General features: G+C 64.9%; 20 protein-coding genes. 8 read left to right on the top strand and 12 right to left on the bottom strand.

Going from position 1 to position 19,276, the window contains the following annotated elements; translation table 11 throughout:
* Positions 1-21: 21 nt before the first annotated feature.
* Entirely contained in the window at positions 22-1,509 is a 1,488-nt protein-coding gene (locus IEW81_RS03565; RefSeq protein WP_097060469.1) for a CoA-acylating methylmalonate-semialdehyde dehydrogenase, read from the bottom strand.
* Between the two features lie 62 nt (positions 1,510-1,571).
* Positions 1,572-2,495: a LysR family transcriptional regulator gene (locus tag IEW81_RS03570; RefSeq protein ID WP_097060468.1), complete on the bottom strand. Its 924-nt coding sequence runs from the start codon at positions 2,493-2,495 to the stop codon at positions 1,572-1,574.
* A gap of 94 nt (positions 2,496-2,589) precedes the next feature.
* Here IEW81_RS03570 and IEW81_RS03575 point away from each other — a divergent pair, with 94 nt between their 5' ends.
* The gene (locus IEW81_RS03575; RefSeq protein ID WP_097060467.1) at positions 2,590-3,903 is read left to right on the top strand and encodes a DNA recombination protein RmuC; all 1,314 of its coding nucleotides are present in this window, start codon (positions 2,590-2,592) and stop codon (positions 3,901-3,903) included.
* 9 nt (positions 3,904-3,912) lie between these two features.
* On the opposite strand, the gene glpX is transcribed toward IEW81_RS03575, so the two are convergent.
* Positions 3,913-4,899 carry a class II fructose-bisphosphatase gene (glpX, locus tag IEW81_RS03580; protein ID WP_097060466.1) on the bottom strand — a complete coding sequence of 329 codons (987 nt, stop codon included), beginning with the start codon at positions 4,897-4,899 and terminating at the stop codon, positions 3,913-3,915.
* A 173-nt stretch (positions 4,900-5,072) separates the two neighbouring features.
* Between glpX and fbaA the strand changes: the two genes are divergently transcribed.
* On the top strand, positions 5,073-6,098 hold the full coding sequence (fbaA, locus tag IEW81_RS03585) for a class II fructose-bisphosphate aldolase (RefSeq protein WP_097060914.1): 1,026 nt from the start codon (positions 5,073-5,075) through the stop codon (positions 6,096-6,098).
* Positions 6,099-6,243: 145 nt separating this feature from the next.
* Here the strand turns inward: fbaA and IEW81_RS03590 are convergent, their stop codons facing one another.
* Together IEW81_RS03590 and IEW81_RS03595 are read right to left on the bottom strand one after the other, a co-directional pair.
* Complete coding sequence (locus IEW81_RS03590) at positions 6,244-6,807, bottom strand: DUF6264 family protein (protein WP_097060465.1); 564 nt, start codon at positions 6,805-6,807, stop codon at positions 6,244-6,246.
* A complete protein-coding gene (locus tag IEW81_RS03595) occupies positions 6,800-7,903 on the bottom strand; it encodes a 4-hydroxy-3-methylbut-2-enyl diphosphate reductase (RefSeq protein WP_097060913.1) in 1,104 nt (367 codons plus the stop codon). Before IEW81_RS03595 ends, IEW81_RS03590 begins: the two co-directional genes overlap by 8 nt.
* A 107-nt stretch (positions 7,904-8,010) precedes the next feature.
* Here IEW81_RS03595 and xseA point away from each other — a divergent pair, with 107 nt between their 5' ends.
* The 5 genes from xseA (at position 8,011) to IEW81_RS03620 (ending at position 12,317) form a co-directional block, all read left to right on the top strand.
* Positions 8,011-9,282, top strand: coding sequence for an exodeoxyribonuclease VII large subunit (gene xseA, locus IEW81_RS03600; protein WP_097060464.1), 1,272 nt, complete (start codon positions 8,011-8,013; stop codon positions 9,280-9,282).
* A 9-nt stretch (positions 9,283-9,291) separates the two neighbouring features.
* Positions 9,292-9,516 (top strand): exodeoxyribonuclease VII small subunit, encoded by a 225-nt coding sequence (locus IEW81_RS03605; RefSeq protein ID WP_097060463.1) that lies wholly within the window; start codon positions 9,292-9,294, stop codon positions 9,514-9,516.
* An 11-nt stretch (positions 9,517-9,527) separates the two neighbouring features.
* Positions 9,528-10,157: a DUF4245 domain-containing protein gene (locus tag IEW81_RS03610; RefSeq protein WP_097060462.1), complete on the top strand. Its 630-nt coding sequence runs from the start codon at positions 9,528-9,530 to the stop codon at positions 10,155-10,157.
* The gene (locus IEW81_RS03615; protein WP_373285367.1) at positions 10,154-10,807 is read left to right on the top strand and encodes a carbonic anhydrase; all 654 of its coding nucleotides are present in this window, start codon (positions 10,154-10,156) and stop codon (positions 10,805-10,807) included. The genes IEW81_RS03610 and IEW81_RS03615 overlap by 4 nt, the downstream gene beginning before the upstream one ends.
* Positions 10,808-10,907: 100 nt before the next feature.
* The gene (locus IEW81_RS03620) at positions 10,908-12,317 is read left to right on the top strand and encodes a class II fumarate hydratase (RefSeq protein ID WP_268236624.1); all 1,410 of its coding nucleotides are present in this window, start codon (positions 10,908-10,910) and stop codon (positions 12,315-12,317) included.
* Here the strand turns inward: IEW81_RS03620 and IEW81_RS03625 are convergent.
* The 5 genes from IEW81_RS03625 to IEW81_RS03645 all read right to left on the bottom strand — a co-directional run bounded on the left by IEW81_RS03625 (position 12,314) and on the right by IEW81_RS03645 (position 17,221).
* On the bottom strand, positions 12,314-12,856 hold the full coding sequence (locus IEW81_RS03625; RefSeq protein WP_097060461.1) for a prepilin peptidase: 543 nt from the start codon (positions 12,854-12,856) through the stop codon (positions 12,314-12,316). The two genes, IEW81_RS03620 and IEW81_RS03625, sit on opposite strands and share 4 nt — an antisense overlap.
* Positions 12,857-12,938: 82 nt before the next feature.
* Positions 12,939-13,700 (bottom strand): DUF6199 family natural product biosynthesis protein, encoded by a 762-nt coding sequence (locus IEW81_RS03630; protein WP_097060460.1) that lies wholly within the window; start codon positions 13,698-13,700, stop codon positions 12,939-12,941.
* Positions 13,701-13,770: 70 nt separating this feature from the next.
* Positions 13,771-15,099 carry an RNA 5'-3' helicase PhoH2 gene (phoH2, locus tag IEW81_RS03635; protein ID WP_229671276.1) on the bottom strand — a complete coding sequence of 443 codons (1,329 nt, stop codon included), beginning with the start codon at positions 15,097-15,099 and terminating at the stop codon, positions 13,771-13,773.
* Between the two features lie 218 nt (positions 15,100-15,317).
* Positions 15,318-16,439: an aminotransferase class V-fold PLP-dependent enzyme gene (locus IEW81_RS03640; protein WP_097060458.1), complete on the bottom strand. Its 1,122-nt coding sequence runs from the start codon at positions 16,437-16,439 to the stop codon at positions 15,318-15,320.
* Positions 16,436-17,221, bottom strand: a complete 786-nt coding sequence (locus IEW81_RS03645) for an isoprenyl transferase (protein ID WP_229671221.1) — start codon at positions 17,219-17,221, stop codon at positions 16,436-16,438. Before IEW81_RS03645 ends, IEW81_RS03640 begins: the two co-directional genes overlap by 4 nt.
* Before the next feature lie 64 nt (positions 17,222-17,285).
* Between IEW81_RS03645 and trhA the strand changes: the two genes are divergently transcribed.
* A complete protein-coding gene (trhA, locus tag IEW81_RS03650) occupies positions 17,286-18,035 on the top strand; it encodes a PAQR family membrane homeostasis protein TrhA (RefSeq protein ID WP_097060456.1) in 750 nt (249 codons plus the stop codon).
* Here the strand turns inward: trhA and IEW81_RS03655 are convergent.
* Complete coding sequence (locus IEW81_RS03655) at positions 18,016-18,348, bottom strand: hypothetical protein (protein ID WP_179691822.1); 333 nt, start codon at positions 18,346-18,348, stop codon at positions 18,016-18,018. The two genes, trhA and IEW81_RS03655, sit on opposite strands and share 20 nt — an antisense overlap.
* On the bottom strand, positions 18,345-19,238 hold the full coding sequence (gene mca, locus IEW81_RS03660; RefSeq protein WP_229671222.1) for a mycothiol conjugate amidase Mca: 894 nt from the start codon (positions 19,236-19,238) through the stop codon (positions 18,345-18,347). Before mca ends, IEW81_RS03655 begins: the two co-directional genes overlap by 4 nt.
* Positions 19,239-19,276 lie beyond the last annotated feature (38 nt).

Below are 19,276 nucleotides of genomic sequence, written 5' to 3' on the forward strand. Positions count from 1 at the left end.
GTCGACCAAAATGGCCGCGCCTCAGTTCTGCGGGAATCCCAGGTTGATTCCGCCGTGGGAAGGGTCGAGCCAGCGGCTGGTGATCGCCTTCTCTCGGGTGTAGAAGTGCACGGCCTGGGAGCCGTACGCCTTGGTGTCGCCGAAGAGCGAATCCTTCCAGCCGCCGAAGGAGTAGTAGCCCACAGGTACCGGGATCGGCACGTTGATGCCGACCATGCCGACCTGCACCTCGCGCTGGAACCGGCGAGCGGCCCCTCCGTCGTTGGTGAAGATGGCGGTGCCGTTGCCGTACTGGCTCGCGTTGATGATCGCCACGCCCTCTTCGTAGGAGGCGACGCGCACGATCGACAGCACCGGGCCGAAGATCTCGTGCTTGTAGACATCGGAGTCGGTGGAGACGCCGTCGATGAGCGTCGGGCCGAGCCAGAATCCGCCATCGCCGCCATTCACCGAGACGCCGCGGCCGTCGACGACAACGGTCGCGCCATCCGCGATAGCGATGTCGATGTACGAGGCGACCTTGTCGCGGTGCTCCTTCGTGATGAGCGGGCCCATATCGCAGCCTCGCGTGCCATCACCGACCGTGAGTCCGGCGAGCCTGGAGGTGATCTTCTCGATGAGCTCATCGGCGACGGGCTCGACCGCGACGACGACCGAGATCGCCATGCAGCGCTCACCGGCCGAACCGAAGCCCGCATTGACGGCGGAATCTGCGACGAGGTCGAGGTCGGCATCCGGCAGCACGAGCATGTGGTTCTTCGCTCCACCGAGGGCCTGCACACGCTTGCCGTTCTTCGCGGCGGTCTCGTAGATGTACTTCGCGATGGGGGTCGAACCGACGAACGAGATGGCCGATACGTCCGGGTGCTCGAGCAGGGCATCCACCGACTCTTTGTCACCGTGCACGACGTTGAGCACACCATCGGGCAGGCCCGCCTCCTGCAGCAGTTTCGCCATCCAGATCGCGGCAGACGGGTCTTTCTCCGACGGCTTCAGGATGACGGCGTTGCCCGCGGCGATGGCCACGGGGAAGAACCACAGCGGCACCATCGCCGGAAAGTTGAACGGGCTGATGATTCCGACGACGCCGAGCGGCTGGCGCACCGAGTACACGTCGACTCCCGTGGAGACGTTCTCGCTGTGCTCGCCCTTCATCAGGTGAGGGATGGATGTCGCCCACTCGACGACTTCGAGACCGCGGGCGACCTCGCCGAGCGCGTCCGAGGTGACCTTGCCGTGCTCGTTGGTGAGGATTGCGGCGACCTCGCCTTTGCGGGCATTCAGCAGCTCGCGGAATGTGAACATGATCGACTGGCGCTTGGCCAGCGAGGTCTCGGCCCAGGCCGGGAACGCTGCCTTCGCGGATTGCACCGCCGTGTCGACGTCAGCGACTGTCGCGAGTCGCACTTCGCGGGAGACCGTGCCTTCTGCGGGGTTGTACACGGGCGCGGTTCGGGTCGAGACGCCGGCGAAAGGGGCGCCGCTCACCCAGTGATCGAGAATATCCATGAGCCCAGTGTGGACGGTCGGTCATCTGCATTCAAGCACTATTAGTGCACACCGGATGTGCGTTACTGCACAGGAGGAAGAAGTTCCTGTGCGCGCGAATGCACCTCATGCCTCAGCGCATCCCGAACCACCCGAACAGCGTCGACAGAAAGACTGTCCCTGCGCACCGACAGTGAGAACTGCAGCCGGAAATCGACTTCGAGTGGCAGCACGCCGACAAGGCGATCATCAGGCTCCCCCATGAACGCGTGTAACAGGCCGATGCCTGCTCCCTGCCGGGTCGCTTCCAGCTGGGCGAACACATTCGTCGAACCGAAGCCGACGCGCATGCCGCTGAGTACGGGTGCAAGGTCCAGGTCGCGCACCGTGAGCAGGGCATCCACATAAAAGATGAGCGGATGCCGTTCCAGGTCAGCCAGCGACTCGATCGGTGGGTGCGCCGCCAGGTAAGAGGGTGTCGCGTACAGCCGCAGTGCGTACGGCGCGAGAGGTTCGGCGGTCAGCCGGGAGCTCGCGGCGGAACCGATGGTCACGGCGATGTCATAACCCGAGCCGCGCAGGCTCAGAGGACTCGTGGATGTCACGAGTTCGATGGCGATTCCGGGGTGCTGCGCCTGCACGCGGGCCAGGCAGGGCGTGACGAAGGTGGTCGCGAAGCCCTCGGGTGCAACGATGCGCACGGTGCCACGCACGCCATCACTGCCGCCGGATGCCGCCCCCAGCACCTGTTCGACGACGTGCTCGAGCGGCGCGGCCCTGGCGGCTACATCCCGGCCGATCGCGGTCAGCTCCCAGCCGTCGGCTCCACGGTCGAGCAGTCTGACGCCGAGCGCCGCCTCCAGTCGGTCCAGCCTGCGGCGCACGGTGGTGTGATCCACGCCCAACAGGGTGGCCGCAGAAACCAGGCGGCCTGAGCGCGCCACCGCCAGCAGGTAGCGCAGATCGTCGGTGCTGACATCCAGCGGATCCGGCCCATGCGCGCTCATGCCTTCACCATAGTCTCGGCGGCGCAGGGGCGATTCGCGAGACTGTCGTGCCCACGGTGCCTGGATTGTCTGTGGGAACTGGCACACTGCGGGAATGGATCCCCTCCTCGCACTCATCGTCGGCATCGCCATCGGGATAGCCATCGGCCTCGCGATCGGAATAGCGATCGGCGTGCTGGTCGCGCGCGGTCGACAGGGCCAGCCCGACCCCTCTGTGCCCGACCCCGCGGTGATCGAAGCGCAGCACAGCGCCGCCCTGACCCAGCTACAGGCCGACGAGCGCGCAGTCCAATCGAGACTCATCGCCGATCACGCCGCCATGCAGGCCCGGGCAGATGCGCTCGGCGAACAGGTCGAGGCCCTACGGGTGCAGTATCGCGAGGTCGTCGAACGCCACAGGGCGGATGCCCAGGCCCAGGTCGACCGTGACCAGCGCGAGTCCCGCGTGCTGCAGGCCCTCACCCCCGTGCAGGAGTCGCTGCGCATCATGCAGCAGAAGGTGACCGAACTCGAGACCCAGCGCAGCCAGCAGCACGGTGAACTCGCCGAGCAGCTCAAACACACCCAGGCCGCTGGCGAGCAGATCAGGATGACCACGGAATCGCTCGCGTCGGCCCTGCGCAGCAACTCGACCCGAGGGGTCTGGGGTGAGACCCAGCTGCGCAACGTCGTGCAGGCCGCCGGGCTCATCGAACGCGTCGATTTCGACCTGCAGCACAGCGTGTCGAGCGACTCAGGCGCCGGTCGCCCCGACATGGTTGTGCATCTGCCCGGAGGCAAGAACATCGCCGTCGACGCGAAGGTGCCGTTCACCGCCTATCTGGAAGCCAGCCAGATCCCGGTCACCGCAACCGGCGAAGAGGGCGCCAGGCGGGATGTTCTTCTCAAGCAGCACGTGAAGGCGCTCCGGGCCCACATCGACGCCCTCGCGAGCAAGGCGTACTGGGCTGGGCTCGACGCCTCCCCCGAACTCGTGATCGCGTTCATCCCGAGCGAATCGCTCGTCTCCTCCGCCCTCGACGCCGACCCCGGCATCATGGACTATGCCTTCAGCAAGCGGGTAGCACTGGCCTCGCCCGTCACACTGTGGTCCGTGCTGAAGACGATCGCGTTCTCCTGGCAACAGGACGTGCTGACCGACCAGGCAAAGACCCTGTTCGACCTCAGTAAGGAGTTGTACCAGCGACTCGCGACCCTCTCAGAGCACGCAGACAAGCTCCGCCGCTCTATCGACTCGACGGTCACGAGCTACAACCAGTTCGCGAACTCCCTCGAGTCCCGAGTGCTCGTCACTGCGCGCAAGCTCAACGCGCTCGACGAATCCAAGGTCATCGGTGCGGCGGCGACCATCGAACAGTCGGCACGGCAACTGACCGCCGCAGAATTCGAGCGGGCCGACACAGCGTAGCTGGGTGGCTCAGCCGAGCCACTTCTCAGCGAGGTGGTCGGCCGTCACACGGCGAATGGTGCCCGAGTGTGAACGAAGCACGATGCTCTCTGTCCGGATGATCGGACCGAGGCGCTTCACACCATTCACGAGCCCACCGTCTGTCACACCCGTCGCGACGAAGAACGTGTTGTCGCTTCGCACGAGGGTGTCTGCGTCGTAGACCTCGTCGAACCTGAGCCCGGCATCCAGCCCCTTCTGCTTCTCGAGATCGGTCTTCGGGTACAGGATCGTCTGGATGAGGCCACCGATCGCCTTGATAGCGCACGCAGTTGCGACGCCCTCGGGGCTACCCCCGATGCCGACGCACATGTCGATACGCGTGCCATAGAGGGCGGCGTTGATACCGCCGGCGACGTCACCGTCGAGCATGAGCCTGGTGCCGGCACCCGTCGCACGAATGTCGGCGATGAGCTGCTCGTGCCGGGGACGGTCGAGCACGGCCACCACGATCTCCTCGACCAGTTTGCCCTTGGCCTTTGCCAGCGCCCTGATGTTCTCGCCGACGGGCTGGCGGATGTCGACGACACCGATCCCCTCGGCTCCCGTGACGATCTTCTGCATGTAGAACACCGTCGACGCGTCGAGCATCGTTCCGCGGTCTGAGACGGCGATCATCGATATCGCGTTCTGGCGGCCAGCCGCGGTGAGGGAGGTTCCGTCGATCGGGTCGACAGCGATGTCACAGGCCGGCCCACGACCGGTTCCCACGAACTCGCCGTTGAACAGCATGGGGGCGTTGTCTTTCTCGCCCTCACCGATCACGACCAGGCCGTCGAAATCGACGGTGCCGAGGAACTTGCGCATCGCATCCACCGCGGCACCATCCGCGCCGAGCTTGTCCCCCTTGCCGATGAATGGCACCGCACGGATGGCGGCGGCCTCGGTGGCGCGAACCAGCTCGAGAGCGAGGTTACGGTCGGGGTGGAGAAAGAGCGTGCCGGTTTCTGAATTCACCTGAGCATCCTTAGTGCAGATATATCGACTGGGACACGCCGGTGGTGGTCGGCTCGGCCCCAGCCTACCCAAGGCGACGCGGTCCGTACATTCGCTCCCGCGCGAAGGGGATAGATAGAATCGTCCCGAACCGGACCAGAGCGGTGATCGGTGTCGTACGAGAAGAGACCACAATGCCTGTCGCAACCCCAGACCAGTACGCCGACATGCTCGACAAGGCGAAGGCGCACGGGTTCGCATACCCGGCGATCAACGTCTCATCATCATCCACGATCAACGCCGTGTTGCAGGGTCTGAGCGAGGCCGGCTCCGACGGCATCATCCAGGTCACCACGGGTGGCGCTGACTACTTTGCCGGCCAGACGGTCAAGGCACGCGCCTCGGGCGCCCTCGCCTTCGCCGCGTTCGTCACAGAGGTCGCCAAGAACTACCCGGTGACGGTCGCCCTGCACACCGATCACTGCCCGAAAGATGCACTCGATGGCTTCGTGATGCCGCTCATCGCAGCATCCGAAGCAGAGGTCAGGGCTGGTCGCAATCCGATCTTCCAGTCACACATGTGGGACGGATCGGCTGTTCCTCTCGAAGAGAACCTCCGGATTGCCACAACACTGCTGCCGCGCATGAAGGCGATCAACGCCATCCTCGAGGTCGAGATCGGCGTGGTCGGCGGCGAAGAAGACGGCGTGAGCCACGACATCAACGACAGCCTTTACACGACACTGGATGATGTCATCGCCACGGTCGAAGCGCTTGGCATGGGCGAGCAGGGCCGCTACATTGCCGCGCTCACCTTCGGTAACGTGCACGGCGTGTACAAGCCGGGCAACGTGCAGCTGCGTCCGGAGCTGCTGGGCGAGATCCAGGCCGGCATCGCCGCGAAGTACGGCACCGCCGCCACGCCCCTCGACCTGGTGTTTCACGGTGGCTCGGGTTCGACCGACGAGGAGATCGCGACGGCTGTCGCCAACGGTGTCATCAAGATGAACATCGATACCGACACCCAATACGCATTCAGCCGATCGATCGCAGACACCGTGCTGAAGAACTATGACGGATTCCTGAAGGTCGACGGCGAGGTCGGCAACAAGAAGGTCTACGACCCCCGCGCCTGGGGCAAGACCGCCGAATCGGCTATGGCCCTGCGCGTGATCGAGGCCACGAAGCAGCTCGGATCAGCCGGGCACTCGGGCAACTAGCAACGCACGCACCCGGGCCGCATGGCTCGGGTGCGATCGTTCGACTACCGCGGCCAGCAGCCAGCAGCCAACGGTTAGCAATCAGCGAGGGTCGTCGCGGGATGGCAGGCGCGGCGGTCTTCGTGTGTCGAGCGTCAGGTTCGGCTCAGGGCTTGGTCGACTGCTGCATGGCGTAATCCGCGAGCGCCGGATCGGTGATGACGACAACCAGCAGACAGACGCCGACCACGATGAAGGCGAGCGCTCCGGCCGAGAGCGGAACCCAGAAGGCGATCCTGCGACGACCGAGACGCCATAGGCCGAACCCGATGCCAGCTATCAGAAGCACCACTCTCGTTACGTTGATCGCGAGCCCCATGTCGTCGGCGAGCTGGTCACTGGTGAACGCCCCGATGCCCTGCTGTTCGTAGATCTCCCGCAGGGAGGCGGCAAGGTCACCGAAGCGCGCGAACGAGCCCACCACGTCGAGCACGCCGACGAGGATCAGCGCCGTCGTGAGGGCGACATCCCAGGTGCGACGTTTTCCGGTTGGTTTGGCCGCCGCTTCCGGGGCCGCCTCCATCGGAGGGGTGAGCGCAGCGGTGTCACCAGTGCTCAGCGCGGCGGTGTCTCCAGTGGTGTCGGCAGTGCTGTCTGGTGTGGTGGCGATCGGGGCACTCCCGGCCGGAGCGTACTCGCCGTATTTGGGCCTGGGTCGATCGTCAGTCATCGATGATCACGCTATCCGATGCGATCACGTTGTCCGATGCGATCGCGGTCTTCTGCCAGTCGAGCTGCCGGATGCGGCCACCGAGCGCGCGCTCATCCGGATTGCCCGCGGCATCCTTGCGCAGCTCCTTCGGCAGGGAGAACATCAGGTCTTCCTCTGCCGTCACGACCTGGCTGACATCGCCGTAACCTGCGTCCGCGAGGTCGTCGAGCACCTGCTGCACGAGCACTTCGGGCACGGATGCCCCACTCGTCACCCCCACGGTGTTGACGCCGTCGAGCCACTCCTGCCTGATCTCGCTGGCGTAGTCGACGCGGTAGGCGGCGGCGGCACCGTACTCGAGCGCGACATCCACCAGCCTGACCGTGTTCGAGCTGTTCGCGCTCCCGACGACGATCACGAGGTCCGCATCCTGTGCCACCTTCTTGATCGCCACCTGGCGGTTTTGGGTGGCGTAGCAGATGTCGTCACTCGGAGGATTCTGCAGGGTCGGGAACCTCTCGCGCAGCAGTCGGACCGTCTCCATCGTCTCGTCGACACTGAGTGTCGTCTGCGACAGCCAGACCAGGTTGTCGGGATTCTTCACGACGATATTGGCAACGTCGGCCGGGCTGTTGACGAGGGTGGTGCGCTCCGGGGCATGCCCCATCGTGCCCTCGACCTCTTCGTGGCCAGCGTGGCCGATGAGCAGGATCTCGAAGTCGTCCCTCGCGAACCGCATCGCTTCCCTGTGCACCTTCGTCACAAGCGGGCAGGTCGCATCGATGGTCTGCAGCTGCCGATCGGCAGCGCCCCTGACCACGGCGGGTGACACACCGTGGGCGCTGAAGACGACGCGTGCGCCGACCGGCACCTCGCCGACGTCATCGACGAAGATGGCTCCTTTTTGCTCAAGGGTCGACACGACGTGGATGTTGTGAACGATCTGCTTGCGGACGTACACGGGAGCGCCGAAATTCTCGAGGGCCTTCTCGACGGCGATCACCGCACGGTCGACGCCGGCGCAGTATCCCCGAGGTGCGGCCAGTAGCACCCGCTTGCCTCCGGCGACCGGGCGATTCTCCAGCCGATTGCGCAGCGCGGGAATGCGCGGGATCTCGAGATCCGAGACACTGCCGTTCGAGATGGAAGTCACACAGTCGATTCTACGGGTGACCGGCTGGGAGCGCTCGGGCGTCAGCGCCGCCAGCTACCCTTGGCTCCATGTCGATCGAGCTCCCTCCGCCCACGGCCGATGCCCCGTGGGGAGTCGCCGTATTCGCCGGCAAGATCCGCGGATGGATCGAGCGGCTCGGCACCGCCTGGGTCGAGGGCGAGATCGCCCAGTGGGGTGCGTCAGGCGGAAACGTCTACGGCAAACTCAAAGACGTCGACGAAGACGCCACCATCTCGTTCACCATCTGGTCGACGGTCAAGTCCAGGCTGCCAGCCGACCTGAAGCAGGGCGACAGGGTTGTCGCACTCGTCAAGCCGAACTACTGGGTCAAGGGCGGAACACTCTCGATGCAGGTGTTCGAGATGAAGCATGTCGGGCTCGGCGATCTTCTGGAACGACTGGAACGACTGCGCCAGAAACTCAGCGCCGAAGGGCTGTTCGATCGTCGTCGCCCGCTTCCGTTCCTGCCGGGCTGCATCGGACTTGTTACCGGAAAAGACAGCGATGCCGAGAAAGACGTGCTCCGCAACGCGCAACTGCGGTGGCCAGCGGTCAGGTTCAGGGTCGTCCATGCGGCGGTACAGGGTGACAGGGCCGTCGGCGAGGTGATCTCGGCGATGCGCACTCTCGACGCCGATCCTGATGTCGACGTCATCATCGTGGCGCGAGGCGGCGGGGACTTCCAGAACCTGCTCGTGTTCAGCGACGAGTCGTTGCTGCGTGCGGCGGCATCGTTGTCGACTCCGCTGGTGAGCGCGATAGGGCATGAGGCAGATCGGCCGATGCTCGACGATGTAGCCGACCTACGGGCATCCACCCCCACCGATGCGGCCAAGCGCGTAGTGCCCGATGTCAGCGACGAACTCTCGCGGGTGCAGCAGGCGCGCAGCGGGATGAGACTTCGCGTCACCCAGCGCATCTCGACGGAGGTCGACAGGCTCGAAGCGCTCAGGTCGCGACCGGTGCTGGCCAACCCGGTCTCGATGATCGACTCGAGGTCGGAAGAGCTCACAAGGCACGTTGCGAGGAGCCATGAACTCATCGAACGACGACTCGAGCGGGCGCACACCGGCGTCGCCGAACTCACGGGCCAGTTGCGGGCCCTTTCTCCACAGCGCACGCTCGAAAGGGGTTATGCCATCGCGCAGCTCCCTGATGGAGCCGCAGTTCGGAACGCTGCCGATGCACCGGCAGGCACACGGCTCGTGCTCACGGTCGCGGTCGGCAAGCTCGCCGCCACTGTTGCTGAATCACCCGCCCCTGCCCCATCCCGCGCACAGCAGCCGGGCGACGGCGCCGGTGACTCCGGTCACGGATAGACTGAAATTGTGGCTGCCGAACCGAAGAACGACGTGAGCGCGCTCAGCTATGAGGCGGCACGTGACGAGCTGATACGCGTTGTCAACGAACTCGAGCAGGGATCATCCAGCCTCGAGCAATCGCTGGCCCTGTGGGAACGCGGCGAGGCACTCGCCACCCGTTGCGAAGAGTGGCTCATCGGTGCGAGAGCCCGATTGGATGCCGCCCGCGGCTCGACCCCGACCGCCGAATAGGGCTGCGCATCATGGCTCGAAAAGAACCCGCAATCGTCGCCGAACTCGGCAGGCCGGAAACCCCGGACGAGACCGCACAGCGCAAGGCCGAGAATTCCCGCAAGCATCGAGCGAACCAGACGGCCCTGAACCTTGTCGGTGCCACGATAGCGTCGCTCGCCATCGTCGCGTTCCTGGTTATCGTCGTCGTGCGACCGGCACCGGCACCGGCTGAGTCGATCGACTATGTGACGGTCGCCAGCCAGGCGCAGGTCAACACCGAGGAGCCACTATTGGCACCGGTGCTTCCCGGCAGCTGGACGGCCAATGTGGCCCGATTCGAGTCACGGGAGCAGGTTCCCACCTGGTACATCGGATTCGTCACCCCCAAGACGCAGTTCATCGCGCTCAACCAGGGGATCGACGCGAACCCCACGTGGAAGGCCGCGGTTCTGAACAACTTCGAGGAAACCGGCTCGATCGACATCGCTGGCGTTACCTGGACCGAGTACGATCATCGCGAATCCAGCTCGCCGGGCAACTTCGCATACTCCCTGGCCACGACATCGGGAGGTAGCACCATCGTGCTCCATGGAACTGCGGAACAATCCGAATTCGAGGCTCTCGCCACGGCACTCGCAGTTGAGTTGACGGAGCAGTGACCGACTCAGCCGCGCGTGAACTGCGCCGCACCCCGGCGAAAGTCTGGCAAGAGATGGTGCGCGGCAACGAGCGTTTCGTTCGAGGAGAGCCGCTTCATCCACGCCAGGACGTCGAGAGGCGAGAAGCCCTCGTCGGGCAGCAGGCGCCCCACGCGGCGCTCTTCGGCTGCAGCGACTCGCGCCTTGCCGCCGAGATCATCTTCGACAAGGGCATCGGCGACCTGTTCGTCGTCAGAAACGCCGGACAGATCATCTCAGACTCGGTCGTAGGCTCACTCGAATATGCGGTGAGTGTGCTTGACGTGCCGCTGATCGTCGTGCTCGGGCATGACAGCTGCGGCGCCGTGCTGGCTGCGATCGAATCACAGGGGGCAGACGCGCCCCAGCTGCCACCACACATCAGCACCCTCATTTCGAAGATCATCCCGGCCGTGCGCAGGGTCGGCGGAATCACGGGCACTCTCGACCTCGACACCGTCGACTCGCAGGATGTCGGCCGCGAGCACCTGCGTGACACGATCGCCGAGCTGCTGGAGAGTTCAGAACTCATCAGCGACGCCGTCGCCGCGGGTACCCTTGCACTCGTGGGCGCGAACTATCGCCTGCTCGAAGGCATGGCGGTTCCGGACATCATCGTCGGCATGGTCTGACCTTCATCCTGGCGCCACCTACCAGGCACTCTCGCACCACCTACCAGGCACGATCGGCCACCGAAACAAGGAGGCCCACAGAGAAGGACGACACAGCGCCGTGAGCAGCCCCACAACCCCAGACGGACAGTTCAGGATCGAGCACGACACCATGGGTGACGTGCTCGTGCCGATCGATGCACTCTACGGCCCGCAAACCCAGCGCGCCGTCGAGAACTTCCCGATCTCGGGTTCGGGCCTCGAGCCAGCACAGATTGTCGCGCTGGCCAGGATCAAGCGGGCAGCGGCCATCGCCAATACAGAGTTGGGCATCCTCGACGCCGGCATCTCGGAGGCGATCGTGTCGGCCGCCGACACCCTCATCGCGGGCTCACACCACGACCAGTTCCCCGTCGACACCTACCAAACCGGCAGCGGCACCTCCTCGAACATGAACATGAACGAGGTGCTCGCGAATCTCGCGACGACATCGCTCGGGTCGAACGTGCACCCCAACGACCACGTCAACATGTCCCAGTCGTCGAACGACGTATTCCCGACCTCGGTTCACCTCGCCGTGACCGGTGCACTGCTCCACGACCTTATTCCGGCCCTCGAACATCTCGCTGCTTCGCTCGACGTCAAGGCCGAACTCTGGAAAGACGCCGTCAAGGCGGGCCGCACCCATCTCATGGATGCGACACCAGTCACCCTCGGACAGGAATTCTCGGGATACGCGCGCCAGATCCGCCTCGGTATCGAGCGCGTCAACGCCACGATCGTGCGCGTCGCCGAAGTACCCCTCGGCGGCACCGCCACCGGCACCGGAATCAACACCCCGCTCGGGTTCCCGCAGCGTGTGATCGCCGTCCTTGCCGGCGATTCCGGGCTGCCCATCACCGAAGCGCTCGATCATTTCGAAGCGCAGGGCGCTCGCGACGGGCTCGTCGAGGCATCCGGTGCGCTGCGCGTGCTGGCTGTCTCGCTCACCAAGATCTGCAACGACCTGCGCTGGATGGGGTCGGGGCCGAACACCGGTCTCGGCGAGCTGAGCATCCCCGACCTGCAGCCCGGATCATCCATCATGCCGGGCAAGGTCAATCCGGTGATCCCCGAGGCCGTGCTGATGGTCTGCGCCCGTGTCATCGGCAACGACGCGACGATCGCCTGGGCCGGGGCATCCGGAGCATTCGAACTGAACGTCGCCATCCCGGTCATGGGAACGGCGCTACTGGAGTCGATCCGCCTGCTGGCGAACTCCTCTGTTGCCCTCGCCGACAAGACGATCGACGGCCTCGAAGCGAATCTCGCCCGTGCCCGCGCGCTGGCCGAATCATCACCGTCCATCGTCACTCCGCTCAACAAGATCATCGGATACGAGGCTGCGGCGAAGATCGCCAAGCATTCCGTCGCCGAAGGCCTGACGGTGCGTGAGGCGGTGATCGACCTCGGTTTCGTCGAGCGTGGTGAGGTGACGCTCGAGCAGTTGGATGTGGCCCTCGACGTCATGTCGATGACCCACCCCGGCTAGCGCGGGAGCAACGCTGCGACCCAGAAGCCCGCGAGCATGAAAGGGCCGAAGGGAATGCGTACGCCGCGTCGACGGCGCGCGGCGACGAGGATGACCACGGAAGCCGCTCCCCCGGCGAAGAACGCCAGCAGCGGCGACGCGATCGCCGCGTCGAGACCGAACATCCCCGCAGACAGCCCGAGTGCTCCAGCGAGCTTCACGTCTCCCATGCCCATGCCGCCTGCGACGCTCAGAACCAGCATGAATGCGAGATACGTCATACCCGAGAGCACGGCCACGAGCGGAAACTGCACTAGCTGCACGGCCTGAATGCCCAGCGCGACCACCAGTACCCCGTATGCGGGCAGCACGAGGCGGTTCGGCAGCCGGTGGTGACGCAGGCCTGAATCGCACAGCGCGGGTGTGACTGCCGCGAGATACAGCAGCGGCAGGGAGGGCGGACCTGCACCCGCCATGAGCACGGCCACGATAGCGAGCGCGACCGCAGCCGGCAACTGCCACCGAGCAGGGCGTGCGGGTGCTGACGAAGCCGTGGTCACCCTGGACGGTAGCGCGAATGCCGATGCTTTCCTGCGCGAATTCCACAGGCATCCTGCGCGAACCACACAGGCCCCGGATGCCTTATTCGACGATGTCGACCTCGGGAATCGCCTCGCCTGCGAGGTTCTGCACGACGCGCTCCCCGATGGGCCCGGACAGTTCAAGCGGAACCAGCACCGAACTGGTCACGACACCCTCCAGCGGACAACCGACCACATGGTCGGGTGCTGCACCGGTGAGCGGATCGCGGAGCCCGTAGTAGATCGCGATCTGGATCGCCGTCTCGCTCTCGATCACGACGACCTGCCTCGGGATGCACAGCAGCGGTCCCCTGACGTTGACCACGAGGCTCGAGGCGCCAATCGGGCTCACACTGCGATCGCCCGGTGAACCGACGTATCCGGGCATATTCGCATCCCCGAGGACAGTGAAGACGGGAAGCGCGCGCAGGTATTCGGGATGACCGTCATCGAAGCCCTGAAAACCCAGGAGAGGTTCTTCGACGAACTCAGCGGGAACAGCGGTGAGCGGGGTGATGGCCCGATCGACGAGACTCGGGGTCGGCGAGCCCCACATCTGCTCCACTGCCGTCTCGGGCAGGCCTGGCCGCGGTTGGCGAGCCAGGTCGGCCGAGTACGCAGAACCCGCGACGATCAGCAGGCCGATTACGCCCACGCCCGACAGTAAACGGCGCCACCCGTAGGCTGCGCCACCGGGCTCATGAGCGCCGGGGTTCGACACCAGCCAGGCGGAAAGGGTTCGCCACTGGGACCGCGGTGCGAAAAGTCCCCACAGGAACACGATCCCCAAAGTCACCGCAAGGGCCTCAATTACCCAGCTCACAGATAGACCCTATGCGGTCTTCTGTGAAAGGGATAATGCGACCCCCGCGGCGCCCGGAGTAAGGCTCGACTCAGGCCAGTTCGTTCGACTCGAGCAGGTCGGTGACGAGGGCAGCGATCGCTGATCGCTCGGATCGGGTGAGGGTGATGTGCCCGAAGAGCGAGTGGCCTTTGAGCGTTTCGATCACCGAGGCGACCCCGTCGTGGCGGCCGACCCGCAGGTTGTCGCGCTGTGCGACGTCGTGGGTGAGCACGACCCGGGAGTTCTGACCGATGCGACTGAGCACCGTGAGCAGCACGTTGCGCTCGAGGGATTGGGCTTCATCCACGATCACGAATGCATCATGCAGCGACCGGCCGCGAATATGGGTCAACGGCAGCACCTCGAGGATGCCGCGATCCAGCACCTCGTCGAGCACATTCTGCGACACGACCGAACCCAGGGTGTCGAACACCGCCTGGGCCCAGGGGTTCATCTTCTCCGAGGCATCGCCCGGGAGGAAGCCGAGCTCCTGGCCACCTACCGCGTAGAGCGGCCTGAAGACCATGATCTTGCGGTGCTGCTGCTTCTCCAGCACGGCCTCGAGTCCGGCGCAGAGGGCGAGTGCCGACTTTCCCGTGCCGGCGCGACCGCCGAGCGAAACGATCCCGATGTTGGGGTCGAGCAGCATGTCGATGGCGAGCCGCTGCTCGGCCGAACGACCATGCAGCCCGAAGATGTCGCGGTCGCCCCGCACGAGGTTCATCTCACCCCTGCCCGAGACCCGACCCAGTGCGGAACCGCGATCCGAATGGATGATCAGACCGGTGTTCACCGGAAGATCCTCGATCGCACGCGAATGCAGTGTCTCGTTCTCATACAGCTGAGCCATCTGGCCAGATGACAGGTCGATGTCCTGCTGGCCCGTCCAGCCCGAGTCCACGGCGAGTTCTGCCCGGTACTCCTCGGCGGCCAATCCGATGGATGCCGCCTTCACACGCAGCGGTAGATCCTTCGAGACGACCGTCACCGCGAGCCCGTCGTTGGCCAGGTTCAACGCGACGGCGAGAATACGCGAATCGTTGTCACCGAGCTGGAGCCCGGACGGCAGCACAGACATGTTCGAGTGGTTGAGCTCGACCCGCAGCGATCCGCCCTCGCCGACGGCGATCGGGAAGTCGAGCCGTTCGTGCTTCACGCGCAGCTCATCGAGGTTGCGCAACGCCTGCCTCGCGAAATACCCGATCTCCGGATCGTTCCGTTTCGATTCGAGCTCGGTGATCACGATCACCGGGAGCACAACATGATGCTCGGCGAAGCGGAACATCGATTTCGGATCCGAGAGGAGAACCGAGGTGTCGAGAACGTACGTGCGCTCGAGCTGCGAAGTGCCAGAGCCTCCCGTTCGCGATCCGTTCAGCTTCGACGTCGGGTTGGTTAGCTCGGCCACGTGCACTCCATCCCCGAGCGCTGTGCGCCCGGATCCAGTCTGCGAAGACGGCCATGGAGTTACGAAGCGAACTTACATGGCCGCCTCGACCAGGCGCCGTGCCTGATAGGTCTGACGCTAGGCGCTCATGACCGCGGGCCGCGAATCGACACGCCACGTGAATGTGTCCACGGGGTAAAACTTCGACGTCACCCGGAATACGCCACGAGGCTCGCCCTGAGCATGTCGAACGTCTCGTCGTCCGTTGTGACATGGGGGCTCAGCCGCACGGACCCCTGCCTGGTGGTGACCGAGACACCGTGATTGTGAAGGGCGGCGGTGAGTGCGGTCATCCGCTCGACCGGGGGCCGGACCACGACGATGCCCGCGCGTTCCGGGTCGTCACGAGGCGACACGATATCGAGCGCGAACTCGTCAGCAAGAGCGGTAAGCCTCGCCGTCTTCTGCGCCAGCACTGCATTGATCGCGGGAACACCTACCTCGGCGATCTCCTCCAGCGCGCTGGCGAACCTCGCCTGCGCGATCGGATCGGGGTTACTCACCTCGAACGCGCCGGCTCCCCTGGTCGGCGGCAGCACGTCGTCGAGCGGTGTGCCCTCGGCGTCGGTTGCGGAGAATCCGGAGAAGGCGGGGGCGAGTCGCTCGGCGGCGCGATCGCTCAGCGCAAGGAAACCGGTGCCCCAGCCAGCACGTGCCCACTTCTGGCCACCGGAGACCACGACGTCTGCAACCTCCCACGGGGCATCCACCACGGTGAATCCCTGGATCGCATCGACGATGAGCAGGCGATCACCGATGACTTCGCGGATGCCCTCGAGGTCGGCGAAGTAGCCGGTCCTGAAGTCCACGACGCTGATCGCCACTGCGACAGTGTCGTCGGTGAGCTGGTCGCGCAGGTTGCCCGGAGTCACGCGACCGTGGTCGGCCTCGAGCCACAGCGGGGACGCGACACCGAGAGCGGCGTCAGCCCTGGTGACGGCGAACGGACTGCTCGGAAAATCAGAGGGGCTGACGGCAACCCTGCCTGCGAGACCGACTATGACGTGCATGAGCCCCTGGCTGGTGTTGGGCTGGAACACGATCTGGTCGGCGTTGAAGCCGGTCAGCACCGAGACAGCATCGCGAACACGCAGATCCTGTTCCTCCAGGATCGAGAGGGAGCCGAACCGCGATCGAGCGAGCATGCTCATCAGCGCCTGTTCCTCGGCACGAGGCGTCGCGCCGACAGGTGCCATCCGGGCGAAATCGAGATAACCGGGCTCTTCTTCGAACCGCATCCTGAAGTCGTCCATCGACAACCCCGTGGTCACTGGCCGAACCTTCGGTGGCGTCGCGAGTAGTCGCGAAGGGCTCGCAGGAAGTCGACCTCCCGCAGATCCGGACCCAGCGCTTCCACGAAGTAAAACTCGCTGTGGGCGCTCTGCCAGATCATGAAATCGCTGATCCGCTGCTCACCCGACGTGCGGATGACCAGATCGGGGTCGGGCTGGCCACCGGTGTAGAGGTGCTCACCGATCAGCTCCGGCGTGAGGATCTCGGCGAGGGCGTCGAGGGTTCCACCCTCACTCTCGTGGGTCTGGACGATGCTACGCATGGCATCGGAGATCTCGCGACGCCCGCCGTAGCCGATCGCGAGGTTCACGTGGAGTCCCGTGTTCGCCTTGGTGCGCTCCACTGCCGCCGTGAGTTGCGCGACGAGACCGGCGGGCAGGCCCTCGGTGCATCCGACGTGCTGGATTCGCCAGTCCCGGAAGTGCGAAAGGTCTTCGGCAAGGTCGCCGATGATTTCGAACAGCCCGTCGAGTTCGACTGTCGTGCGATTCGTCAGATTGTCGGTCGAGAGCAGGTACAGGGTGGCAACCGAGATGCCGAGGTCGTCGCACCACTCCAGGAACTCGCGGTACTTGGCGGCCCCCGCACGATGGCCGTGCGCGACTGTCTCCATCTCGCGCAGTTTCGCCCAGCGGCGATTGCCGTCGATGATCATCGCGACGTGGTTGGGCAGCGTGCCGCCCTCGAGGAAGCGACGCAGGCGGTTCTGATAGAGGCCGTAGAGAAAGCCTCGACCGAGTGTGCTCTGACGGTCTTTCACATGCATACGCTAGCCCAAAGTTGGCGTGCAGCCTGAGGAACTGCCCCTCACGTACACTGGCGCAATGACCGCCAACCGCCCAGAATCCGCACCAGCAAGCCCCTCCGAGGGCGAACTGGCGGCGGATTTGCCGAATCTTCCGCTCCTCGATGACGCCATCACCTATGACGCCGTCGAGAAGAAGCCGACCTGGCGCGGATGGATTCACGCCGGCACGTTTCCGCTGGCAATCGTGCTGGGCATCATCCTCGTCGTCGCCGCAGACGGACCGGCGGCCAAAGCCAGCACCTCGGTGTTCTTCGCCTGTTCACTGCTGCTTTTTGGGACGAGCGCTCTCTATCACCGCATCAACTGGAGCCCGAAGGTCAAAGCGATCTTCAAGCGACTGGATCACGCCAACATCTTCCTGTTGATCGCCGGGTCGTACACGCCCATCACCGTGCTGGCCCTTCCGCCGGAGAAGTCGGCGGTGCTGCTCTGGCTGGTCTGGATCGGCGCCGGCCTGGGCATCCTGTTCCGGATCTTCTGGATCGGCGCACCTCGGTGGCTCTATGTGCCGCTCTACCTGCTGCTGAGCTATGCCGCGTTCGCGTTCATCCTCGACTTCTACTCGTCAGCACCCGTGATGATGACGCTGATCCTTGTCGGCGGAGTGTTCTACACGGTCGGCGCTGTCATCTACGGCCTGAAGAAGCCGAACCCTCTGCCCGGCGTGTTCGGATTCCACGAGATCTTCCACACCCTGACGCTGCTGGCGTTCCTGTCGCACTGGACAGGGATCTTCATCGTCGCGACTAACCCCCCGGTGTTCTAGCGGGATCGTCACCCTCGGTTGACGGTCGTGCGGGGCGTGACCCCGGTTCTGCATCGGCTGCCGCGAGTGCTTCCTCGGCCTGCTCGATCGCAAGTTGCTCGCGCACCTCGCCGCGATAGCGCACTTTGCGCACCCGGCGGGTCATGTCGAGGAGCAACAGCACCGTGGCGATGGCGATCAGAAACGTAACGGCAAATCCGATCACGCCTGGCGTGATCAGGTTGACGTCGCCCTCGTACGCGGGAAGCGGCGTCGGCGTCGGCGTCGGCGTGGCGTCTGCCCAGATCGTCGCGAGCGAATCGAAGATGGTCATGGTGAATCCTCATCAGTCAGGTCGATACCGGCAAAGAAGTCACTCTCGGGCAGCGGTGACGCCACCGAGGAGTGCACCAGCTGGAAGTCTTCGAACGGCCATGCCTCGCGCTGCACGTCGTTCGGCCAGAAGAAGAAGGGGCTGTCCGGTGCGACCTGGCTGGCGTGGCAGCGAAGCGCGGCATCCCTCACGTCGAGGAAGTCGCCGACGAGAATGTGGCTCGTCGCGAGGGAAGGTCGCTCACCCATCCAGCCCTGGAGCTCCTGCATCCCTTCGAGCCCGGGATGCGCCCTGGCCTCCATGACCTCGATCATCTTCGAGACCCTGTTCGAATTGAAGATGCGGTCGTAATAGACCTTCGGGATGCGCCACGCGGGGCCCTGCTCCGGATACCGAGCGGGGTCTGCAGCAGCGTCCCATGCGTACATCGAAACCTCATGCGAACGGATGTGGTCCGGATGCGGGTATCCACCGGTCTCGTCGTACGTCACGAGCACCTGCGGCTTCAGCTCGCGAATGATGCGCACGAGAGGCTCGGCTGAGATCTCGAGCGGCACGAGGGCGAAACAGTTCGCTGGCAGCGGCTCGGTGGGTTCGTCCTCGACAAGCGTGCCCTCGGGGAGCCCGGAATCCCGGTATCCCAGCCAGCGATGCTCGACCCCCATCAACACCTGGGCGCCAGCCATCTCGATCCGGCGGAGGCCGGCGATGTCCCGCTCGGCCATGGCCATGAGTTCAAGCGCGGGATTCTGCACGTCACCCAACTCACCACCGGTACAGCTGACGACCACCACCCGGGCGCCGCTGGCCACGTAGGCGGCATAGGTTGCCGCACCCTTGCTCGACTCGTCGTCGGGGTGAGCGTGTACTGCGAGCAGTCGACGTATCACCGAACTCCTAGGTTTTGCCTCTAGCCTTGAGGAACCAA

This window comes from Salinibacterium xinjiangense, assembly GCF_014645015.1.
Taxonomy (GTDB): domain Bacteria; phylum Actinomycetota; class Actinomycetes; order Actinomycetales; family Microbacteriaceae; genus Rhodoglobus; species Rhodoglobus xinjiangensis.